Below are 17,895 nucleotides of genomic sequence, written 5' to 3'. Positions count from 1 at the left end.
GGTTTTCCGCTTACAAGGTCAGAAGCTAGTTCACGTCCCACCACACCCGTGTTGTCACCAGGTCAGGGTTATTTTGTACTGCGGCTTCATAGTTTAATTGATTAAGGGATAGTTCTTCAATAGGGTACCTTACACGTACGGGAACTGAAGTCCCTCCCGTTTCGCTTAGCCCATCAGTGTTGGGTATCGGGTTCAATAATGGAAATCCGGTCCGGCGATACTCTGCCCAGGACTCAAAACCATTGTTAATGTTGGCCAGCCATTTTTGTGTTATGATCTGCTCTAATGCATTGTCATTGTCATAGCTAATGGCAGGTTCTTGCAGGTAATTATCTATGTCTAAAGAGGTAACCTCTATAACAGGAAGTGCATCCGGATTGGGAACACGGGTTTGTAAGTTCGTATAAACATCTAACCAATAGTTAACAGAAGCTCTGATCCCTTCTTCGTAATGATCCTGAGGATTTCCCGGACCCCATCCTTTCAACGCGGCTTCGGCTTTTAAAAAGTTAACTTCCGAATACTGTAAAGCCGTACTGGGCGAATAAACATTAGAAATTATTTCACTGTCTTGTGAATAATCATTGCGAATGATCTCGTTTACTTCAGCAGGGTTTAATCCATTGGTCAATCCTACATAATTACCACCCTCTGCCGGGCTGGCGTAGATCGGCAGGCGCGGATCATTGTTGTCTTGCAGGTAATCAATGATCGTATTGCTCATCCGGTACTCGTTGAAGCTCTTTATAAGAGACATAGGCTGTACGTTTTCATCTGCACCACCGAAGTCTCTGCCATAGTTCATAATAGCAGATTGACTGTTATTCTCTATCAATCTATTTTCGGCCAGTATCGCTGTAACATGCTCTTGTGCCAGGGCAGGGTCAGCGTCTGATATTCTCATGGCCAGCCTCAATCGCAAAGAGTTGGCAAACCTGATCCAAAGGTCAAGGTCCCCTCTGTACATCACATCGCTAGTCTGAAAGTTCAACGTTTTGGAAGGATCAATCTGTGCCACAGCATTTTCAAGCTCAGACAACATATCCCTGTATATATCTGCCTGCTTATCATAGACAGGTGTGATATCTCCTGAAAAAGCTTCGGAATAGGGTACATCGCCCCAGAAATCCGTAATCCGGTGCATAATGAATACCTTCCATATGCGGGCAATAGAGGTTTTATTAACTTTTTCAGGGTTATCCCGGGTTAAATTAATGACCTGCTGGCATTGCATACCAAAATCAGCATACGCTTCCGTCCAGTAGGCAGTAAGCCAGTCGTTACGTGTGATGTAGCGCCCGGTCTGGAAGTAGTCTACAGCGACGGAATAATATTGTATGTAGTGATGTGTATACAAGTGTTGAGCTCGCTGTAATTCAGTGTAACGTAGCATACCGTACACCAACGCTCGCGTAAACAATAGGTCTTCGTTTATCCTGTCCTCTTGCACCGCCACTGGACTTACGTTCATTTCATCAAAATCACTTGTACAGGCTGTGACCATCAGGATGACCAGTACACCTTGCAACATGGTCTTGTTTATAGCCAGATAAGATCTCCGGAACCGGTTCATATTGAAAAATTTAGATTAAAACCAAAACTTCGTGTACTTGGAAAAGCAAACGCTTCTATACCTTGAGATTTGCCCGAATTGAAGGTAGCTTCGGGGTCAAAACCAGGGGTATTCTTATGGATGAAAAACAGGTTACGCCCTACAAAGGACAACCTGACTTTCGTAAACACTGTCTTCTCCAGGATTTTTTTCGGAAGCTGGTACCCCAAAGTCAATTCTCTTAGTTTAACGAAGCCAGCATCGTAGATAAATTCCTCCGCAAAGGCAGAAGCTTGTCCGCCAACAAACTGCCAATATTCTTGAGGGTCAATTTCCTGGGTATTCGGGGTTCCATCTTCTCTTATGCCTTCCGCAACATACCCACCTGCCCCTGCATACCATTCTGCCCGCTGCCCCAGGGTAAACTCTGCATTACCGTTTGCTGCAGCTACGGCATTAGAAAAAGAATAGATGTCTCCTCCTTTCTTGATATCCACCAGGAAGCTTAAGGTAAAATTCTTAAACGTGAAAGTATTGGTTACCCCGGCCAGCCAGTCCGGTTGGAAGTTGCCTATTTTTATCTCACCATCCGGGTCAGGTATCGGCAAGCCATTATCGCCAATGATCCGTTGCCCTGTAGCCGGATCTCTCAGGTAACTCCTGTCAGCGTATATATTACCAAAAGGCTCGCCGACTTCTGCCTGTACACGTACCCCAAACTGGTCGAACGCTCCGAAGGAAAGAATATTTACCTGATCCGAAAGTTCTTCTACCGTAGACCGGTTACGTGAAAAATTGATCATGGAAGTCCAGGTAAAATCGTTTTTCCTGAGCACTTCTCCTGACAACAGGACTTCTATTCCCTGATTTCTGACCAGTCCTCCATTGATAAATTTGCTTTCAAAACCCGAAGGCCGGGAAACCGGCGTAGCGTAGATCTGGTTACGGGTCCCTGCGTTGTAATAGTTCGCATCCAGGTTGAGTCTTCCTTGAAAAAACGCCAGGTCTATGCCTATCTCAAAAGAATTCGTTTCTTCAGGTTTGAGGTCAACAGGAGGTTGGGTCCGGGTAACCTGACCAAACGACTGTCCATCGTGGGTAAGCGTATTTACGAAATAATTCAGATCTAGCTGGTGTGGCCGTGTATCGTTACCCACCTGCGCAAAGGAAGCCCGCAGTTTCCCGAAACTTAAAAAATTGTTGTTCAGGTCGAGCAGATCAGAAAAGACAAAACTAGTAGAGACAGATGGGTAGAAATAAGACCTGTTATCAGGAGGCAATGAAGAAGACCAGTCGTTTCGTGCTGAGACCTCCAAAAAGAGTACTTTTTTGTAGTCGAGTTGTGCCGAAGCATAAAGTGAGTGTACTTCTCTTTCAGCTCTACCCTCGGTGGTCAATATGGATAACCCATTTTGTAGCACAAAAAAATCAGGGATGTCCAATCCTTGCGCTATATTATTCACTGTTTCCGACCTTTCCTTCAGGATATTCCCTCCAAGGATACCGGATATAGATATTTTCTCCCGGGGCGCAGGATTAAACATTAATAGAAAATCAGAGTTTGTTTCTGAGATCCTGGCGTTATATACAGAGTAGAAAGACTTATCCGGTGTTGTTCTATAAATTGTACCAGTAGCATTGCGGAATTCTCTTCTGTCATGGTAAAAATCTGTTCCCGAACGTAGCTGCAGACTTAACCAATCTGTGAAATCGTATTTTATAGAAACAAAACCCAATACCCGATCTCTCGTGTCTTCGTTCGTATTCAGATTCGTGGCCCAATAAGGATTTTGCCAAAAGTCAGTACCTGGCGCATTCGTATAGACCCGTGGAGATCCATCAGGATTTCTGAAATTTTCGAGATCTCGCAATCGAATAGATCTTGGCATAGAGATCAAACTGTTCATAGGGTTATCCGGACTTAAGGCCAAATTTGGTCGGTTAAAAGCCTCTTGCCTGATGTAATTGACTTTACCGTCGAAAGACAGCTTTTTAGAAAGCTTATGACTGATCCTTAGGTTTACGGTAGTCCTTTCCAGCTCATTATTTGGCATTATACCTTCATTTTGAAGGTTGGAAATGGACAATATACCTTGAGACATTTCATTACCTCCGGATAATGTGACACTATTAATATAGGTCTTGCCTGTTCTGAAAAAATCAGAAATATTATCCTCCTGTGAAGCATAAGGAGTTGGTTGCCCTGTCCAGTTCAATAGGGGCCTGCCGCCTACTTCCGTTTGTCCCAGCATACGTTCCCCCCAGCTGATACGTGCGTTATCCGAGAAATTACCGTTATTATCGACCGGAAAATTACCTCCGGAACCTCTACCATATTCGTCTTGAAACTCAGGTAACACCAGGGGCGTTTCCAGCATTATGCTGCTGCTAACGTCTATTCCTAAGCCTTTTCCTGAAGCACCTTTTTTCGTTGTGATCATAATCACACCATTCTGCCCTCTGGAACCATACAAAGCAGATGCACTAGGTCCTTTTAGCACGTTAATGGATTCAATGTCATCCGGGTTAAGGTTTGATATTCCATCCCCAAAATCAACACCTCCGAATTCCGAACCCCCTCCTTGCGGGTTAGTCATGGGTACACCATCCACAACGTAAAGTGGTGAATTACTACTCCCTGCAGGATTTACAGAGGCATAACCTCTAATGACCACTTTAGATGTACCTCCCGGACCGGTACCTGCCTGGTTAACAAAAACACCGGCTACTTTTCCTGTTAGTGAATTAACTACATTAATTTCTTTGGCCAGACTGATCTGGTCCCCGCCTACTTCCTGGGAAGTATAGCCTAAAGCCCTCTCCTCTTTTTCAATACCCAGCGCGGTGACGACCACTGTCTGAAGTTCGTAAATATCAGATTCCAGGCTAACGTCAAAAAAAGTTTGGTTCTCTATGGCGATCTCCTGGGTGCTGTATCCCACAAAGGAAAACACAAGTACCCCGGTACCGTCCGGAACATTAAGTGTAAAACTTCCCTCTATATCTGTAATAGTCCCTACGGAAGTACCCTTGACATAGACGCTGACCCCAGGCATGGATTCACCATCATCTTTATCCACTACCCTTCCGCTAATAGCTCTGTCTGCCTGCGCCTGTAAGCCCGAGGTAAAAAAAAGTATGAGTAAAAAACTTAGTAAAAGTCTCATGTATACAAAATTGGTTTTAAGTAATCCCATGAAATAAAACGGTTCACGCTAACGATTTAAAATTCGATCTGCCTTCTCTTATTCCGAATGACAAATGCCAAAAGCAATGATCTTTCAGGAATACATTCCTTATACCATTGGCTTAATTCTCGATATTAAAAGTAATTTTTTTAATGCAAAAAAACAAATTGTGCACGAGAACAATTGATTTTTGTTCGAGCACTTATTTTAATATATTGTTAGTTCAATAATCTAATCTTATTTTTACATTATGGGAAAAGAGCGCTATACAATACGTGATATTGCAGCCATGGCCAACGTATCGAGAGGAACGGTGGATAGAGTAATACACAATAGAGGTACTGTGTCGGAAGACGCGGCAAAAAAGGTAAAAGAGGTACTGGAAAAAATAAATTACGAACCCAATCTGATCGCAAGATCCTTGAAGGCCCATAAGGACAGTGTTATAGCTGTGGTGATCCCGGAGTACAGTGAAGACTATTACTGGAGGCAATGTGCCTATGGGATAAGAACATCAGAAAAAGAGTTCCGTCAATTTGGCATCTCACTGGAGTACTTTCAATATTCAAAAACGCAAGAAGACTATAACAAGAAATTCTCCGAAGCTATAGACTTTAATCCCGATGCAGTTTTAATTGCCCCGGTCTATTACCAGGACTCATTAGAATTATTTCACAGGCTGGAAAAAAAGAATATCCCTTTCAACCTGATCAATACTCCCATTGAAGATGTCAGTTATCGTACTTTTATTGGTCAGGATTACCGAAAAAGCGGCCGGGTAGCAGCACAACTGATGAACACTTTGGTACGTAATGAAAAAAAGATATTGGTAATACATGTGGAGCAATATTTTGAAAACTCCACTCACCTCCAGGAAAAGGAGCAAGGTTTTAAGGATTATTTGCAGGATAAAAACATTTCTCAGGACATTGAAGTACTCACTTTTCGTGATGCTAAAGAATTAACTGATCTGAAAGCTATACTACCGGAAACAGCCGGCATTTTCATGACCACCTCTAAAACACATTTGGTAGCCGAACATATCGGAGACAATGAGGACATAAAAGTCATAGGATATGACCTGATCCCTAAAAATGTACAGTACATGAAAGAAGGAAAAATCAATATCTTGATCCATCAAAACCCGATCTCACAAGGGTATGATGGGATTTCCATGCTCGTAGAGCACCTGATCTACAAAAGAGAAGTACCTAAAGTAAAACTGCTGCCCCTGGATATTGTGATTTCCGAAAATGTCGATTGTTACCTCTAGTGTCGTGTCAAGGATTACATGGTGTATCCGACATAGATTATGTAAAATATTTAAATTTTCGTTGCCCGATGAGTTAGCAGTCGGCAACAAGCGGTAAGCAATACTATGTCATAAAGTTTAGCCTACTGCCTTTTATAAGGCATCTGGCTATTTCCCAGCTGCCGGTACAGGTAATGTATTAAAAGGATCTAAAGCCTGGTCAATCAAATAAGCCAATTCTTTTCTTAAAAGGGGCTTTTCCAGATCAATGCTCTGGCCATCCCATATTTCAATCCACCCTTCTGACTTGAAATGAAGGTAACTTGATTCATAATCGTGCTCTTTTGCTTTCACAGAGGGCCGGACATCCTCTAACAATTGCCAGATAAACCATAAGGCATCTCTCCTGGAAATTATCGGGGTCTTTTCAAATGTGTACAAATGCTTGTCTATTTTCTTTGCGGAGCTTCTTTCCAGCATATCAATAAAATCAGCCGTTGATAAGGTAGAGTCCGGGTAAATCCAGGTTTGATTGGCCCATTTGTAAGAAACCCCATGCCCTTTCATTATACCGCTCACTCCAAGTTTTTGAAGGGGCTGGAAATATGGGCTCCCCGGTTTGGTATCCAGAAAAGGAAGTAACCAACAATGTGCATCCAACAGTTGCTGCTGAAGTACTCTAATGTTGACTTCACGCGGAGAGACACCTGTCTCAACCGCCAATCCGGCTGCCATTCCTGCTGTTTGGCCTATCAATATTACACAAGGTTGAAGGCGGGTAGCACCATTGACCAGGTGACTGACTGAAATATTTTTCTCCGCAGCAAGTAACCCTTCAACGTTACCCGGAAGCAGGGACCCAAAGGGAATCGAGAAAGAAGGAATGGACGGGAACTGTTCGCTAATTGCTTTTTCGTTTTTCGTATGGTGATGATCAATAGGATAATCTCCCACAGCTACTGCATATTGAAAGAAAGGCCTTGTACTGTCTCCATAAGGATACTGTAAGTCTTCCAGTACAAGAAAAATATCTCCATAAGACCTTCGGCTCTCCCGATGATAGGGAATATAAGGCAAGTGGTCCTTTGTATCGAACTCATCTTCTGCCAACCCCAAATGCCGGTACCCCAGTTCTGTCTGAATAAAATAAACCATACTCAGTGTATGTTCTTTGGCTTTTGTGAAGGCCGCTTCCCGATCTTCCGTATTCATTTCCATCGCGTTCACATAATAGTCGTTGCCCTGGTTTGGCCAATTGATCATATACTTCTCATTGGGAAGCTTACCGTATTGAAGCATCTTATCACAGGTAACCGGTTTACGTTCCGGATCATCACATACTTCCGCACAAAGACAATTGAACTGTGAAGCATTATAACTCGCCGGCTTTTCTATCGTTTTATCTGCTTCCGGGCCGAAATCTTTGAGGATCGCCACATAGGTCAAATCCTGAATGTACGGGTTTCCCTTTTCCGGTGCTCCATCTTCACCTGTCAATGACCTGGCGTCCTGACCTTGCAAAAACGACACTCCTGCCCGGGCAATCACATCGCCCAGCTCTGTAGCGTCAATGGTCACCTTGGCCTCTATCCGTAGTTTTCGACCTTCTCCGTTGGTAAAAGTGGCCCCCAACACCCGGGCATCTTTTTTAAGGACTTCTACCAGGTGATAGTCATGCATTCTCGTTAAAGTCGTTTCCCGGTCTGCCAGTGCATTCCAAACCTGATTCCCAACATGGGGTTCAAACTGTGTATTACTTACCCAACCCGTGGCCAGCGCTTCCGGTCCACCATAATGTTGATAAAGTCCTTCTCTAAACTCTCCCCATAGCCCTGAAGGCAATCCGTGATTACCATCCACAGCACTAACGCCGGAAGCTGTGAGCATGCCCCCTAACCATGGAGTTTCTTCTACAAGTATGACTTCAACCCCTGACCGTGCCGCCTGAATACCGGCTGCCACTCCACTACAGCCACCGCCTATCACCAATACATCGGTCTGGTAAACATCTTCTACCGGTTCCTGGCAAGCCACAACAAAGAATAAAAGTAAACTGATAAGGCCTGCACTTAAAAAAAAGCGAAGAAACGTGCGGATATTGAAGTAAAGTCTTTCCCTATTCATGATCAGAAGTCATATGTAATTCCAATGTTCCTCCCTGCATAATGTCATTATGTGTAAAAAAAGGAGCATCCAGCTTTTTGCCATTTAACGAAGCGCTTTGAACGTATTTATTTTCACGACTTACATTAATGGCCTTAATGATAAAATCTTTGTCCCCTTCCAGTTCAATAGTAACTTCCTCAAACAAAGGCCGCCCTATCGAGTACTCCGGTACGCCCGGACAGACCTGGTAAAAGCCCATCGCATTCATTATAAACCATGCTGACATTTGTCCACAATCTTCATTACCAATGATCCCATCGGGCTTTGTAGTATAGAGGTCCAGTAATATTTGATTTACTTTTTCCTGGGTTTTAGCTGATTGACCCACATAATTGTAAAGGTGGGTAACATGATGATCAGGCTCATTACCGTGGGCATATTGGCCGATCAAACCTGAAATATCCATGGGAATCTCTTCCCCTTCTAACTCAGAATCAGCTTCAAACAAAGCATCCAGTTGCTTTACAAATGAAGTGGTATCACCCATAAGCTGCACCAGCCCGGGAATATCGTGAGGGACGAACCAGGACCATTGCCAGGCATTCCCTTCCACAAAATCGCCATTAAAATCTGACTGCACGGGGCTAAACGGGGTCCTCCATTGTTGCTTATTCAGTCTGCCCCTCATCAGCCCGACTTCAGGGTCAAAATACTGTTTATAAGCCTGTGATCTGGTCCGATATTTCGAGGCCACACTGTCATTGTTTAAAGACTGAGCCATAGTAGCAATACACCAATCGTAATAGGCACCTTCTAATCCGTAAGAAACTGACCATTGAATAGAATCAGCAGGTATATAGCCATACTTTTCCACATAATAGAGATGCTTGGGTGACACTTGTTTTGCCCTGGGTTCTTTAAGGTTCAGATCGTCATGATATTGTGAACTGTGAACTGCGGCCATTAACGCCAGGGAATCATCAAAACCGGTGATCCCCTTGGTGAGTGCATCGGCAAAAACAGCTACGGCCGGGTAGCCTACCATAGTACCCGTATAATTACCTGCCAGTGGCCACTTAGGTAATATGCCCCCTTGTTTGTACTTTCTTAACAATGAATTTATCCAATCCACAGAGCGGCCTTCATTAATAATGGTCATAAGCGGATTCCATGCCCTAAAAGTATCCCATAGGGAAAAGACAGTATAATTAGTATAACCAGGTTCTGCCTCATGGATCATTTTATCCATTCCCAGGTATTTTCCATCTATATCCTGAAAAAGCATAGGAGCAATATTAGCATGATACAACGCTGTATAAAATACCTTCAGCAAGGTCGTATCGCTACTTTTTACTTTTATCTTCAGGAGTTCCTTCCGCCACATTTGCTCAGCTTCATCCCGTATTTCCTCAAAATTCCAATCTTCGATTTCAGCCTGGAGATTCTCTAAAGCACCATCTTCACTAACCGCCGAGATACCCACTTTTGATAAAACGACAGATGAATCCGCAGACAAAAATCGTAAAAACACTTTCAAAGAGTCTCCGGTTATCTTCGACCCTGTGAGTATTCTCTCCCCCTTCCTGGCTTCAATTACTTCAAACGGAGAAGAAAACTGCATATGGAAATAAACCTTTTGATCATATGCCCAACCTGAAGTAGTGGTCATCCCTTTAATTTCCCTATCGTTTATAAACTCTATGGAACCTCCCGTACTTTTATGCCCCCAGTCCGATTGCAATACATGCCCCAGGTTTATCATTAGCTTCTTTTCAGTTGCCCCCGGATACGTATATCTATGAAATCCGGCGCGGGGAGAAGCCGTTAGTTCGGCGGCAATTCCAAAATTGTCTAATTGGACCCGGTAATATCCGGGTGTGGCATACTCCGTTGCTTTCTTAAAAGTGGCCACGGGAGTTTTTTGATGGCCACCGGTGTAGGGTAGAAAAAGAACATCACCAAGATCACCTATACCTGTACCGCTTAGATGAGTATGAGAAAACCCATAGAGGGTTGAATCCGAATAATGGTATCCGCTGGATGCATCCCATCCAAAAAGGTGTGTATCCGGACTCAACTGAACCATGCCAAACGGAGTGGTAGCACCAGGAAAAGTGTGTCCATGCCCGCCCGTACCTATAAAAGGATCTACATATGTTAAGGGATCCATAAGATCATTTCGATGTTCCGCTTCATTGCAAGTAGTCAGAAAAAAGCACCCAAAGCATCCAAGAATGATAAGTAAAAGCGAACTCTTTCTATACATCATCTGCTATGCTACCTTCAAGTTCTGATATCTTTTTAAGCTCTGACGAAATTGTATACAATGCCCTTGGCACATGAAAGCACCCTTTCCACTTCCCTCCTTTCAATGGTAATAATACTTCACCCTGTCTGTTGAGGTATCCGTACCATTCCAGGCTTCCCCGGGCATCTCTAAAATGAGACCAACTGTAGTTATGTATCTTTTCAAACCAGTGCATGCATCTTTCTTCACCGGTATATCTAAACCCCTTTGACATAGCTATCAACGACTCCAGGTGGACCCACCATAATTTCTGGTCCCACTCCAACTGCTGGGGTGGATGCCCCTTTGCATCCATAAAATAAAAAATGCCGTCATACCGGTCGTCCCATCCATATTCAACCAAATTCAGGCTGGTAGATACCACTTTATGCATCAAGGCTTTATCCCCAATATCATAAGCAATATCCATTAGAAACCAGCAAGCTTCAATCCCATGACCGGGGTTAATTAGCCTCCCTTCAAAAGAGTCATGTTTTTTACCGTCCGGCAGTACGTTTTCATAGATAAGGCCAGTTTCCGGGCATAAAAAGTGTTGGGTTATTTCGTGAACACATTCCGTAATGGTCGCATTCACCCGTTGTGGTGAAAGCACAGCCTTTAGCTCCATGACCACGTTACACAAGATCATGGGTAGTGCAAAATTTTTTAACGGCCTGTTCTGAACGATGGTTTTATTGTATGTGCCTTTAGGGTTATCCTTTCTCTTTAATATCTTTTCAAACTGTTCTTTTGCCCGGTCAATGAAATATTGGTTCCCTGTAGCAGTGCCATACTGAGCAAAGGCCATTGTCACAAAGCAATCGGAAAAGATGTTATAAGCACTCACCAGTGGAACTCCTTCGCGATCAAGCGAAAAGTAACAGTCTCCATTCTTGTCAAAGGCAAAACGATCCAGAAAATCAGCACCGTTTCTGGCAATTTCCAGCCAATGTTCCTTACGCTCCAGATCATTATAAAGCTTTGAAAACATCCAGACCTGCCTGGCTTGCAACCAAACAAATTTATCTGTGTCGAACACCTGCCCGACTTCATCCAAGCATGTAAAATAACCGCCCTTTCCATGGTCAATACTATACCGCTCCCAGAAATACAGTACATCATGTATCAATGAGTTATGATAGCATTCTATATATGATGACAAGCTGGGCGTAATTCTCATACTTTTTCAGAGTTTTGACGTCGGATCGTTTCCATTATGGTAGTGACTTCCTCGCTTTGTCCAAAGTACTCCATATATCGATTATAAAGATGGTGTGCCTGAACATAGCTGGAGTTAGGGCTCATAAAATGTGAAAATTCAAATGTGATGGCCTTTTCTACTTCGGCTTGCTGTGCAGCCTTTAATTTAAGCAGCATCTTCTCCCACTTAATAGGGAGAAATTTAATAGGCATGTCCCTGTCAAATGATTCACAATTACTCCAGCATCTAATGCCATGTTTTTTCGAGAGTTTTCGATTCACTTCGAAATATGACTGTATCTCATCAAAACCGACGTGACCATCCTGGAAGGCTACTATATCAACAGCATGTTTTATACTGTCAAACACTTCATCCCACTCCTGCTCGTATTGTTCTATAGATGTAGCATACTTCTTTTCCAGTATATTACTACTTGCAGCCACTGCTTTTTTTCCATCTATATAGGGCGAGATCAAGACCGGAAGTCCGGTCAACTGCTTGCAGTGTTCACCTAATTTGACGTAAGTATCCACCACTCCCGGTACATGATGATTGATCTCATGCGAGATATACCATCCTTTAAAGGCTTTGTGCGAACCATATTTTGCCCACACCTCATCGATAATGGACCTGTTGATATCTAATTCTTTTTGGTATTGGTGGTTAATCCAATAGTTACCCGAATCATACAACCCAAAGTAAAAGTCCATACCATACTCTTCACTGAGCGTTAAGAATAAGTTCAAATAATCAATGGTCGGCGAAAAACAGTTCTCCTTTTTCCGAAGCACATCGGAATCATAGGTAATCCACTTTTTATACCCACACCGGATCATGATAACAGTATTGATTCCCAAGGACTTCATAGCCTGAAAGTCCTTTTTCCATTCTTTCGCCCCCCAATTTTGATGCGGGATATCATGGCTTATTTCGTCTAGAAATGTGCCTGTAAGTTTTATTGCGCTATTGGATTCCATTTTTTATAGCTTTCAATTAGATTGTCTTATGTTACTGTTCGGGGAGCTTATTCCACCAGTACTTTTTAAGTAAAAAACTGCATACGATTAGTAAAGCAATACTTATTCCCATGGCAAAATACTCTCTTATGACAAGGTAAATGGGAATAATAACCATCGTCATCTGCCAGACTATACCAACGACCACATTAAAGGAGTCTCTCCAGAATTGATCATTACCCTGGAAACCAGGGTCTTCTTCCACTATTTTTTGGTGGATTGGCTTCCAAAAGCCCCACGGTCTTACCTTCCTGTAAAAGTTTTTGAGTGTCTCATCACTTTCGGGAGGGGTAAGAAGAGTACCCAAAATGCATCCGGCCAGTGAGATCAATAAGATGAGAGGATAGAGATAAAGATCAAATACGCCGATAAAGATCTTTGGGACAACCATAGAAGCCAACAAACCCATGATCATTCCCCAGAAATATCCATGTCCATTGAACCTCCACCATATCCATTTCAACACATTGGCAGCTGCATAACCGCCATACAAAGAAGCTACTATCCACTTGGTAATAGAATCTATCGAATGGATAAAAAACCCTACAAACACACCAATGATCACTATAGTGACAGATGCCACATAACTCATGTAGATGTATTTTTTGGCGGAAGCATTGGGATTGATGTATTTCTTATAAATATCATTCACCAGATAGGCAGGAGCAGCATTCACAAAAGCGGCAAAAGTGGACATGAACGCTGCCATAAGGCCCGCCAGGATCAACCCAAGCACACCGGTAGGAATAAAGTTATTAATAGCATAAGGCAAAATCATTTCAAAATCGATGTCATTGCCCATTTGCAGCAATTGAGGCTTGAAATAAACGAGTCCCAAAACAGTCAGCCCTGCGATCATTAAATAACGCGGCATATATAGAACACAGATGGTAAAACCACTCATTTGTGCCGCTTCTTTGGGTGATTTGGTGGCCAGTATGCGTTGCATATCATAACTAGGCACCGGCCCGGCTAAAGAAGCAAAAACTCCTTTAAATACCATGAGCATCACCACCAGCCCGAACAGGTTGAAATCATCATTAGCAATGTAATTATCTACCGCAGGCAATATATCAGACCAGTCCAATTCCAGTTCCCACCCAAACCATAAATCTTTCCAGCCATTGGGTATGGACTGGTTAATCTGTTCTGCATTCACTTGCGTCATTACCACATATCCTATGGCAAAACAGGCAAAGGTCATTAACAGAAATTGCAATATTTCTGTACCCACCACGCTATACATACCTCCCTTCACTACATACAAGGTTGTTATACCTATTATGATCAACGCGTAAGCATCTGGTGAGGAAATAATAGTATCACCCAGGGAAAAGGAAAGGTCATAGGAGAAGAAGATGGTCGCGAATTTGCCCACTCCCTTAAACCCATAGGCAATAAAGCCTATGACACTGATCACAGCAAACGCCACCACCACAATATGTGATAACTGCTGTCCCTTGTTATTGCCAAATCGTGTGGACAACCATTCAGCACCTGTCATAGCCCCTGACCTTCTGAGCCAGATCGCCAGAAAAACCATGACAAACACCTGGTTCCAAACAGGCCATAGCCAGGGAATCCAGGCGCTCTTTAAGCCATATACAAAACAGATGGCCACCGTCCACATTACTCCTGAAATATCAAACATTCCTGAGGCATTAGAAACCCCCAACACATACCAGGGGATGTTATTACCCCCAAGAAAATACGATTGCAGATTTTTTGAGGCTCTTTTGGAAATGTAGAAACCTATCCCAACAGAAATGCCCAGGTAGGCTAGAATAATAAGGATATCAAGCGTCTCAATTTGCATAGTACTTAAACCTGTTTAACAGGCAGTTGACTGTTTTCACATTGCATATCTTAATGCAATTTCAATAAAAAGTGTTCGAGCACTTTTTATTTGTGCACGTACACATTTCAATTTTAAGCATATATTTTCAATTTTGGAACTTTACGGGATCTTTTTTTGACATCCTTTTAAGAACCGATTGACAAACCATGTGTTATTTATATTTTACTGTCCTGTCTGCATTGTCTTTATTTCTCAATCATCATTTACGATGCACATAACGGTTGACCGAGGACAACGTCGGCAGTAGGCTAAACTTTATGACATAGCATTGCTTACCGCTTGTTGCCGACTGCTAACTCATCGGGCAACGAAAATTTAAATACTTTACATAATCTATGTCGGATACGTCATGTAATCCTTAACACAACACTAACTCAACAAAAGTGGAAGTTGATCACTTCATTATAAAAAAGCTTTATCAACCTCTCACCGCGCTGATGTTCTTACTGCAGATGTACATGGCACCTTCCAATTGATCAATGTACTTACTGCATCTCATATAATTAACTGAAATAGTGGTATGAGAGGCAGTAAATAGTAGGTATAAAATTTACTTTTTGTTTTATTTGAGCGCACCACTTTTCTAACTTCACACCGGTATTAAAACAGACGCTATGTTATCATCAAATGACCCTACAACAAGTTCCGCCTGGAAAGCATTACAAGCCCATTACGGATCCATAGAGAAAAAACATCTTAAAGACCTTTTTGACGAGGATAATACCCGTTTTGACAAATTCAGTATCCACTTTGAGGACATCCTGGTGGATTATTCTAAAAACAGGATTACAAAAGAAACGCTTGAACTGTTGTTTCAGTTAGCGAAAGAAATGAAAGTCAAGGAAGCTATTTCTTCCATGTTTTCAGGTGACAAGATCAATGCTACGGAAGGCAGGTCGGTGCTGCACACCGCACTGAGGAATCGCTCCAACTCTCCTGTGCTAGTGGACGGAAAAGATGTGATGCCGGATGTCAATGAGGTGCTGGGTAAGATGAAGACCTTTAGTGAAAAGTTGATCTCCGGAGAGTGGAAAGGATATACCGGTAAACCTATCAATACTATTGTTAATATAGGAATAGGCGGATCAGACCTGGGGCCGGTGATGGTAACGGAAGCTCTGAAGCCCTATAAAGCAGAGCATATGGAGGCTTATTTTGTCTCTAATGTAGACGGCACGCATCTTAGCGAGGTGCTGAAAAAAGTGGATGCTGAAACGACACTGTTCATGATAGCCTCAAAAACATTCACTACGCAGGAAACGATGACCAATGCACACTCCGCACGTGACTGGTTCTTACAATATGCCATAGACAATGATCATGTCAAAAAGCATTTTGTAGCTATATCTACCAATGCGCAGGAAGTAGCCGCTTTCGGCATTGATACAAATAATATGTTCGGTTTCTGGGATTGGGTAGGTGGCCGCTATTCGCTGTGGTCCGGCATTGGGCTTTCTATTGCCTGTACCATAGGCTTCGACCATTTTGAAGCATTACTGGAAGGCGCTCATGCTGCCGATCAGCATTTTCAAAATGAAGCGCTGGAAAGTAATATCCCTGTCATTATGGCTTTATTAGGCATCTGGTACAACAATTTCTTTGGAGCAGAATCTCATGCCCTCCTACCCTATGATCAGTATATGCACCGTTTTGCCGCATACTTCCAACAAGGTGATATGGAAAGTAATGGAAAATATATCGATCGCCATGGTAAAAAGGTGACTTACCAGACAGGACCTGTGATCTGGGGAGAACCCGGCACTAACGGACAACATGCCTTTTATCAATTGATCCATCAGGGAACCAAGCTTATCCCTTGTGACTTCCTGGCGCCAGCGGTTTCACATAATCCTGTCAGCGATCATCATGCAAAGCTACTGGCCAACTTTTTTGCACAAACGGAGGCCTTAATGAATGGTAAAACCCGGGCTGAAGTGGAAAAAGAGCTTTCTGCCCAGGGCCTGAACAAAGAAGAAATTGCTGAACTGGCCCCATTCAAAGTATTTGAAGGGAACAGGCCCACTAACTCGATTCTTTTCAAAAAACTGACACCACGTACTTTAGGAAGCCTTATCGCATTTTATGAACATAAGATCTTCGTTCAGGGGGTGATCTGGAATATTTACAGTTTTGACCAATGGGGTGTGGAATTAGGAAAACAGCTGGCCAAGAAGATTTTACCCGAATTGGAAGATGAGGAAAAAGTGACGAGTCATGATGTATCTACCAATGGACTGATCAACCAATATAAGGTTTACAGATCTTGAAAACACTTTAAATGGATCAATCTACGGTAGACCGGTAAGGAAAGAAGGAAATGAGCATGTCGTCCATTACCTCTTGCCAACCGGCGATATTATGCCCTGTAGATATTTCCTTATATTTTACTGATATGCCTTTGGCAGTGAAATACTCTTTCAATGCCAGGGCATCATCATACCAAAGGTGGTCGTACACCGCCCCACATAAAAATAAAGTGTGTGGTGCATTATTAAAAGCCTCTAATTCATTTGTATAATCAGCAATGGACGTGGGGCTTATAGCAGGTGAAAAAGCACCTGAGCCAAAAAACAGGTCAGTGGTATGGGCAAGGTATAGCGAAGACATACCTCCTCTTGAAAAACCTGCCACTGCTCTGTCCGTTCTTTTATGACTGACGGCATATGAATTCTGAATGAATGGTATGAGTTCATGCTGAAGATAATCTCTGTAGCCTATATCACCACGATACTCTTTACCCCTCACAACCGGGTCATCAAAGACCGCCACCACCGGAATTATTTTCTTACCTGCTATTAAATCATCCAGTATTCCCGGTACTTTCATATCATTAACCTGATAACTACCATCATGAAAGTATACTGAAGGCAGGCTCTTCATCATAAGATGGCCAGGTGGTAAATAAACATGGATTGTCCTGTCATGCCCAAGTATTTTACTTGTAATCTCTGTTTTTATCACTTCCCCTTTTAATACGTCGCTTGTTGTAACCGACCATGGTTCCTGCACATACTGCGGCATAGCAACGAATGAATATGGAGTATCAAAACTCAATCGGGAATTAGGGTTTAGGGGATCTGTTACTTTTTGCCCGTTGATAGAGAAACAATAATTAACAATAGCATTTGATTGAATCTGTTTTATCTTATAATACCATGAAGTACCTTCTATGTGGTACATAAAGCCCAATAGGCTGTCCTTAACGTACCTGGGGTTTAAGAATCCGTTAAAATCAGCCAAAAGCAATGGCTCGATATCGCTTTTAACCATAAAAATAACTTGATCATTTTCAATGATCGGGGTCTTTTGAACCTGTCGCAAGTATCCTGCAATTATGTCTTCACGAACATTATACGGCTGCTGGTTCAGTTTTTCCAAAAAGGACGGAAATGTGTTTGATTTCTGACAGAAAGCAGCCCCTAAAATAAACAAAGC

The 17,895-nt window shown here is 42.7% G+C and carries 10 protein-coding genes; 2 read left to right on the top strand and 8 right to left on the bottom strand.

Features of this window, described 5'->3' with window-relative positions:
- Positions 1 to 25: 25 nt before the first annotated feature.
- Positions 26 to 1,573, bottom strand: coding sequence for a SusD/RagB family nutrient-binding outer membrane lipoprotein (locus tag FNH22_RS22515; protein ID WP_143400710.1), 1,548 nt, complete (start codon positions 1,571 to 1,573; stop codon positions 26 to 28).
- A complete protein-coding gene (locus FNH22_RS22510) occupies positions 1,570 to 4,719 on the bottom strand; it encodes a SusC/RagA family TonB-linked outer membrane protein (RefSeq protein WP_185154354.1) in 3,150 nt (1,049 codons plus the stop codon). The genes FNH22_RS22515 and FNH22_RS22510 overlap by 4 nt, the downstream gene beginning before the upstream one ends.
- Positions 4,720 to 4,990: 271 nt before the next feature.
- On the opposite strand from FNH22_RS22510, the gene FNH22_RS22505 reads away from it, so the two are divergent.
- Entirely contained in the window at positions 4,991 to 6,013 is a 1,023-nt protein-coding gene (locus FNH22_RS22505; protein ID WP_143400708.1) for a LacI family DNA-binding transcriptional regulator, read from the top strand.
- A 147-nt stretch (positions 6,014 to 6,160) separates the two neighbouring features.
- Here the strand turns inward: FNH22_RS22505 and FNH22_RS22500 are convergent, their stop codons facing one another.
- From FNH22_RS22500 to FNH22_RS22480, 5 genes are read right to left on the bottom strand one after another with little or no spacing between them, the layout of a single operon-like run.
- On the bottom strand, positions 6,161 to 8,116 hold the full coding sequence (locus tag FNH22_RS22500) for an FAD-dependent oxidoreductase (protein WP_143400707.1): 1,956 nt from the start codon (positions 8,114 to 8,116) through the stop codon (positions 6,161 to 6,163).
- A complete protein-coding gene (locus tag FNH22_RS22495) occupies positions 8,109 to 10,364 on the bottom strand; it encodes a GH92 family glycosyl hydrolase (protein WP_255518139.1) in 2,256 nt (751 codons plus the stop codon). The genes FNH22_RS22500 and FNH22_RS22495 overlap by 8 nt, the downstream gene beginning before the upstream one ends.
- Positions 10,357 to 11,565: an AGE family epimerase/isomerase gene (locus FNH22_RS22490; protein ID WP_143400705.1), complete on the bottom strand. Its 1,209-nt coding sequence runs from the start codon at positions 11,563 to 11,565 to the stop codon at positions 10,357 to 10,359. The genes FNH22_RS22495 and FNH22_RS22490 overlap by 8 nt, the downstream gene beginning before the upstream one ends.
- The gene (locus tag FNH22_RS22485) at positions 11,562 to 12,563 is read right to left on the bottom strand and encodes a DUF4434 domain-containing protein (protein WP_255518136.1); all 1,002 of its coding nucleotides are present in this window, start codon (positions 12,561 to 12,563) and stop codon (positions 11,562 to 11,564) included. Before FNH22_RS22485 ends, FNH22_RS22490 begins: the two co-directional genes overlap by 4 nt.
- A 31-nt stretch (positions 12,564 to 12,594) precedes the next feature.
- A complete protein-coding gene (locus tag FNH22_RS22480; RefSeq protein ID WP_143400704.1) occupies positions 12,595 to 14,418 on the bottom strand; it encodes a sodium:solute symporter family protein in 1,824 nt (607 codons plus the stop codon).
- A gap of 656 nt (positions 14,419 to 15,074) precedes the next feature.
- Between FNH22_RS22480 and pgi the strand changes: the two genes are divergently transcribed.
- On the top strand, positions 15,075 to 16,727 hold the full coding sequence (gene pgi, locus FNH22_RS22475) for a glucose-6-phosphate isomerase (RefSeq protein ID WP_143400703.1): 1,653 nt from the start codon (positions 15,075 to 15,077) through the stop codon (positions 16,725 to 16,727).
- Between the two features lie 16 nt (positions 16,728 to 16,743).
- Here pgi and FNH22_RS22470 read toward each other — a convergent pair whose 3' ends face one another.
- Entirely contained in the window at positions 16,744 to 17,838 is a 1,095-nt protein-coding gene (locus FNH22_RS22470; RefSeq protein ID WP_185154353.1) for an esterase family protein, read from the bottom strand.
- Positions 17,839 to 17,895 lie beyond the last annotated feature (57 nt).

Origin of the sequence: Fulvivirga sp. M361 (genome assembly GCF_007097395.1) — a bacterium.
Taxonomy (GTDB): Bacteria; Bacteroidota; Bacteroidia; order Cytophagales; family Cyclobacteriaceae; genus Fulvivirga.
The sequence above is the reverse complement of the archived record's forward strand: the minus strand, read 5'-3'. Positions and strand labels throughout refer to the sequence as shown.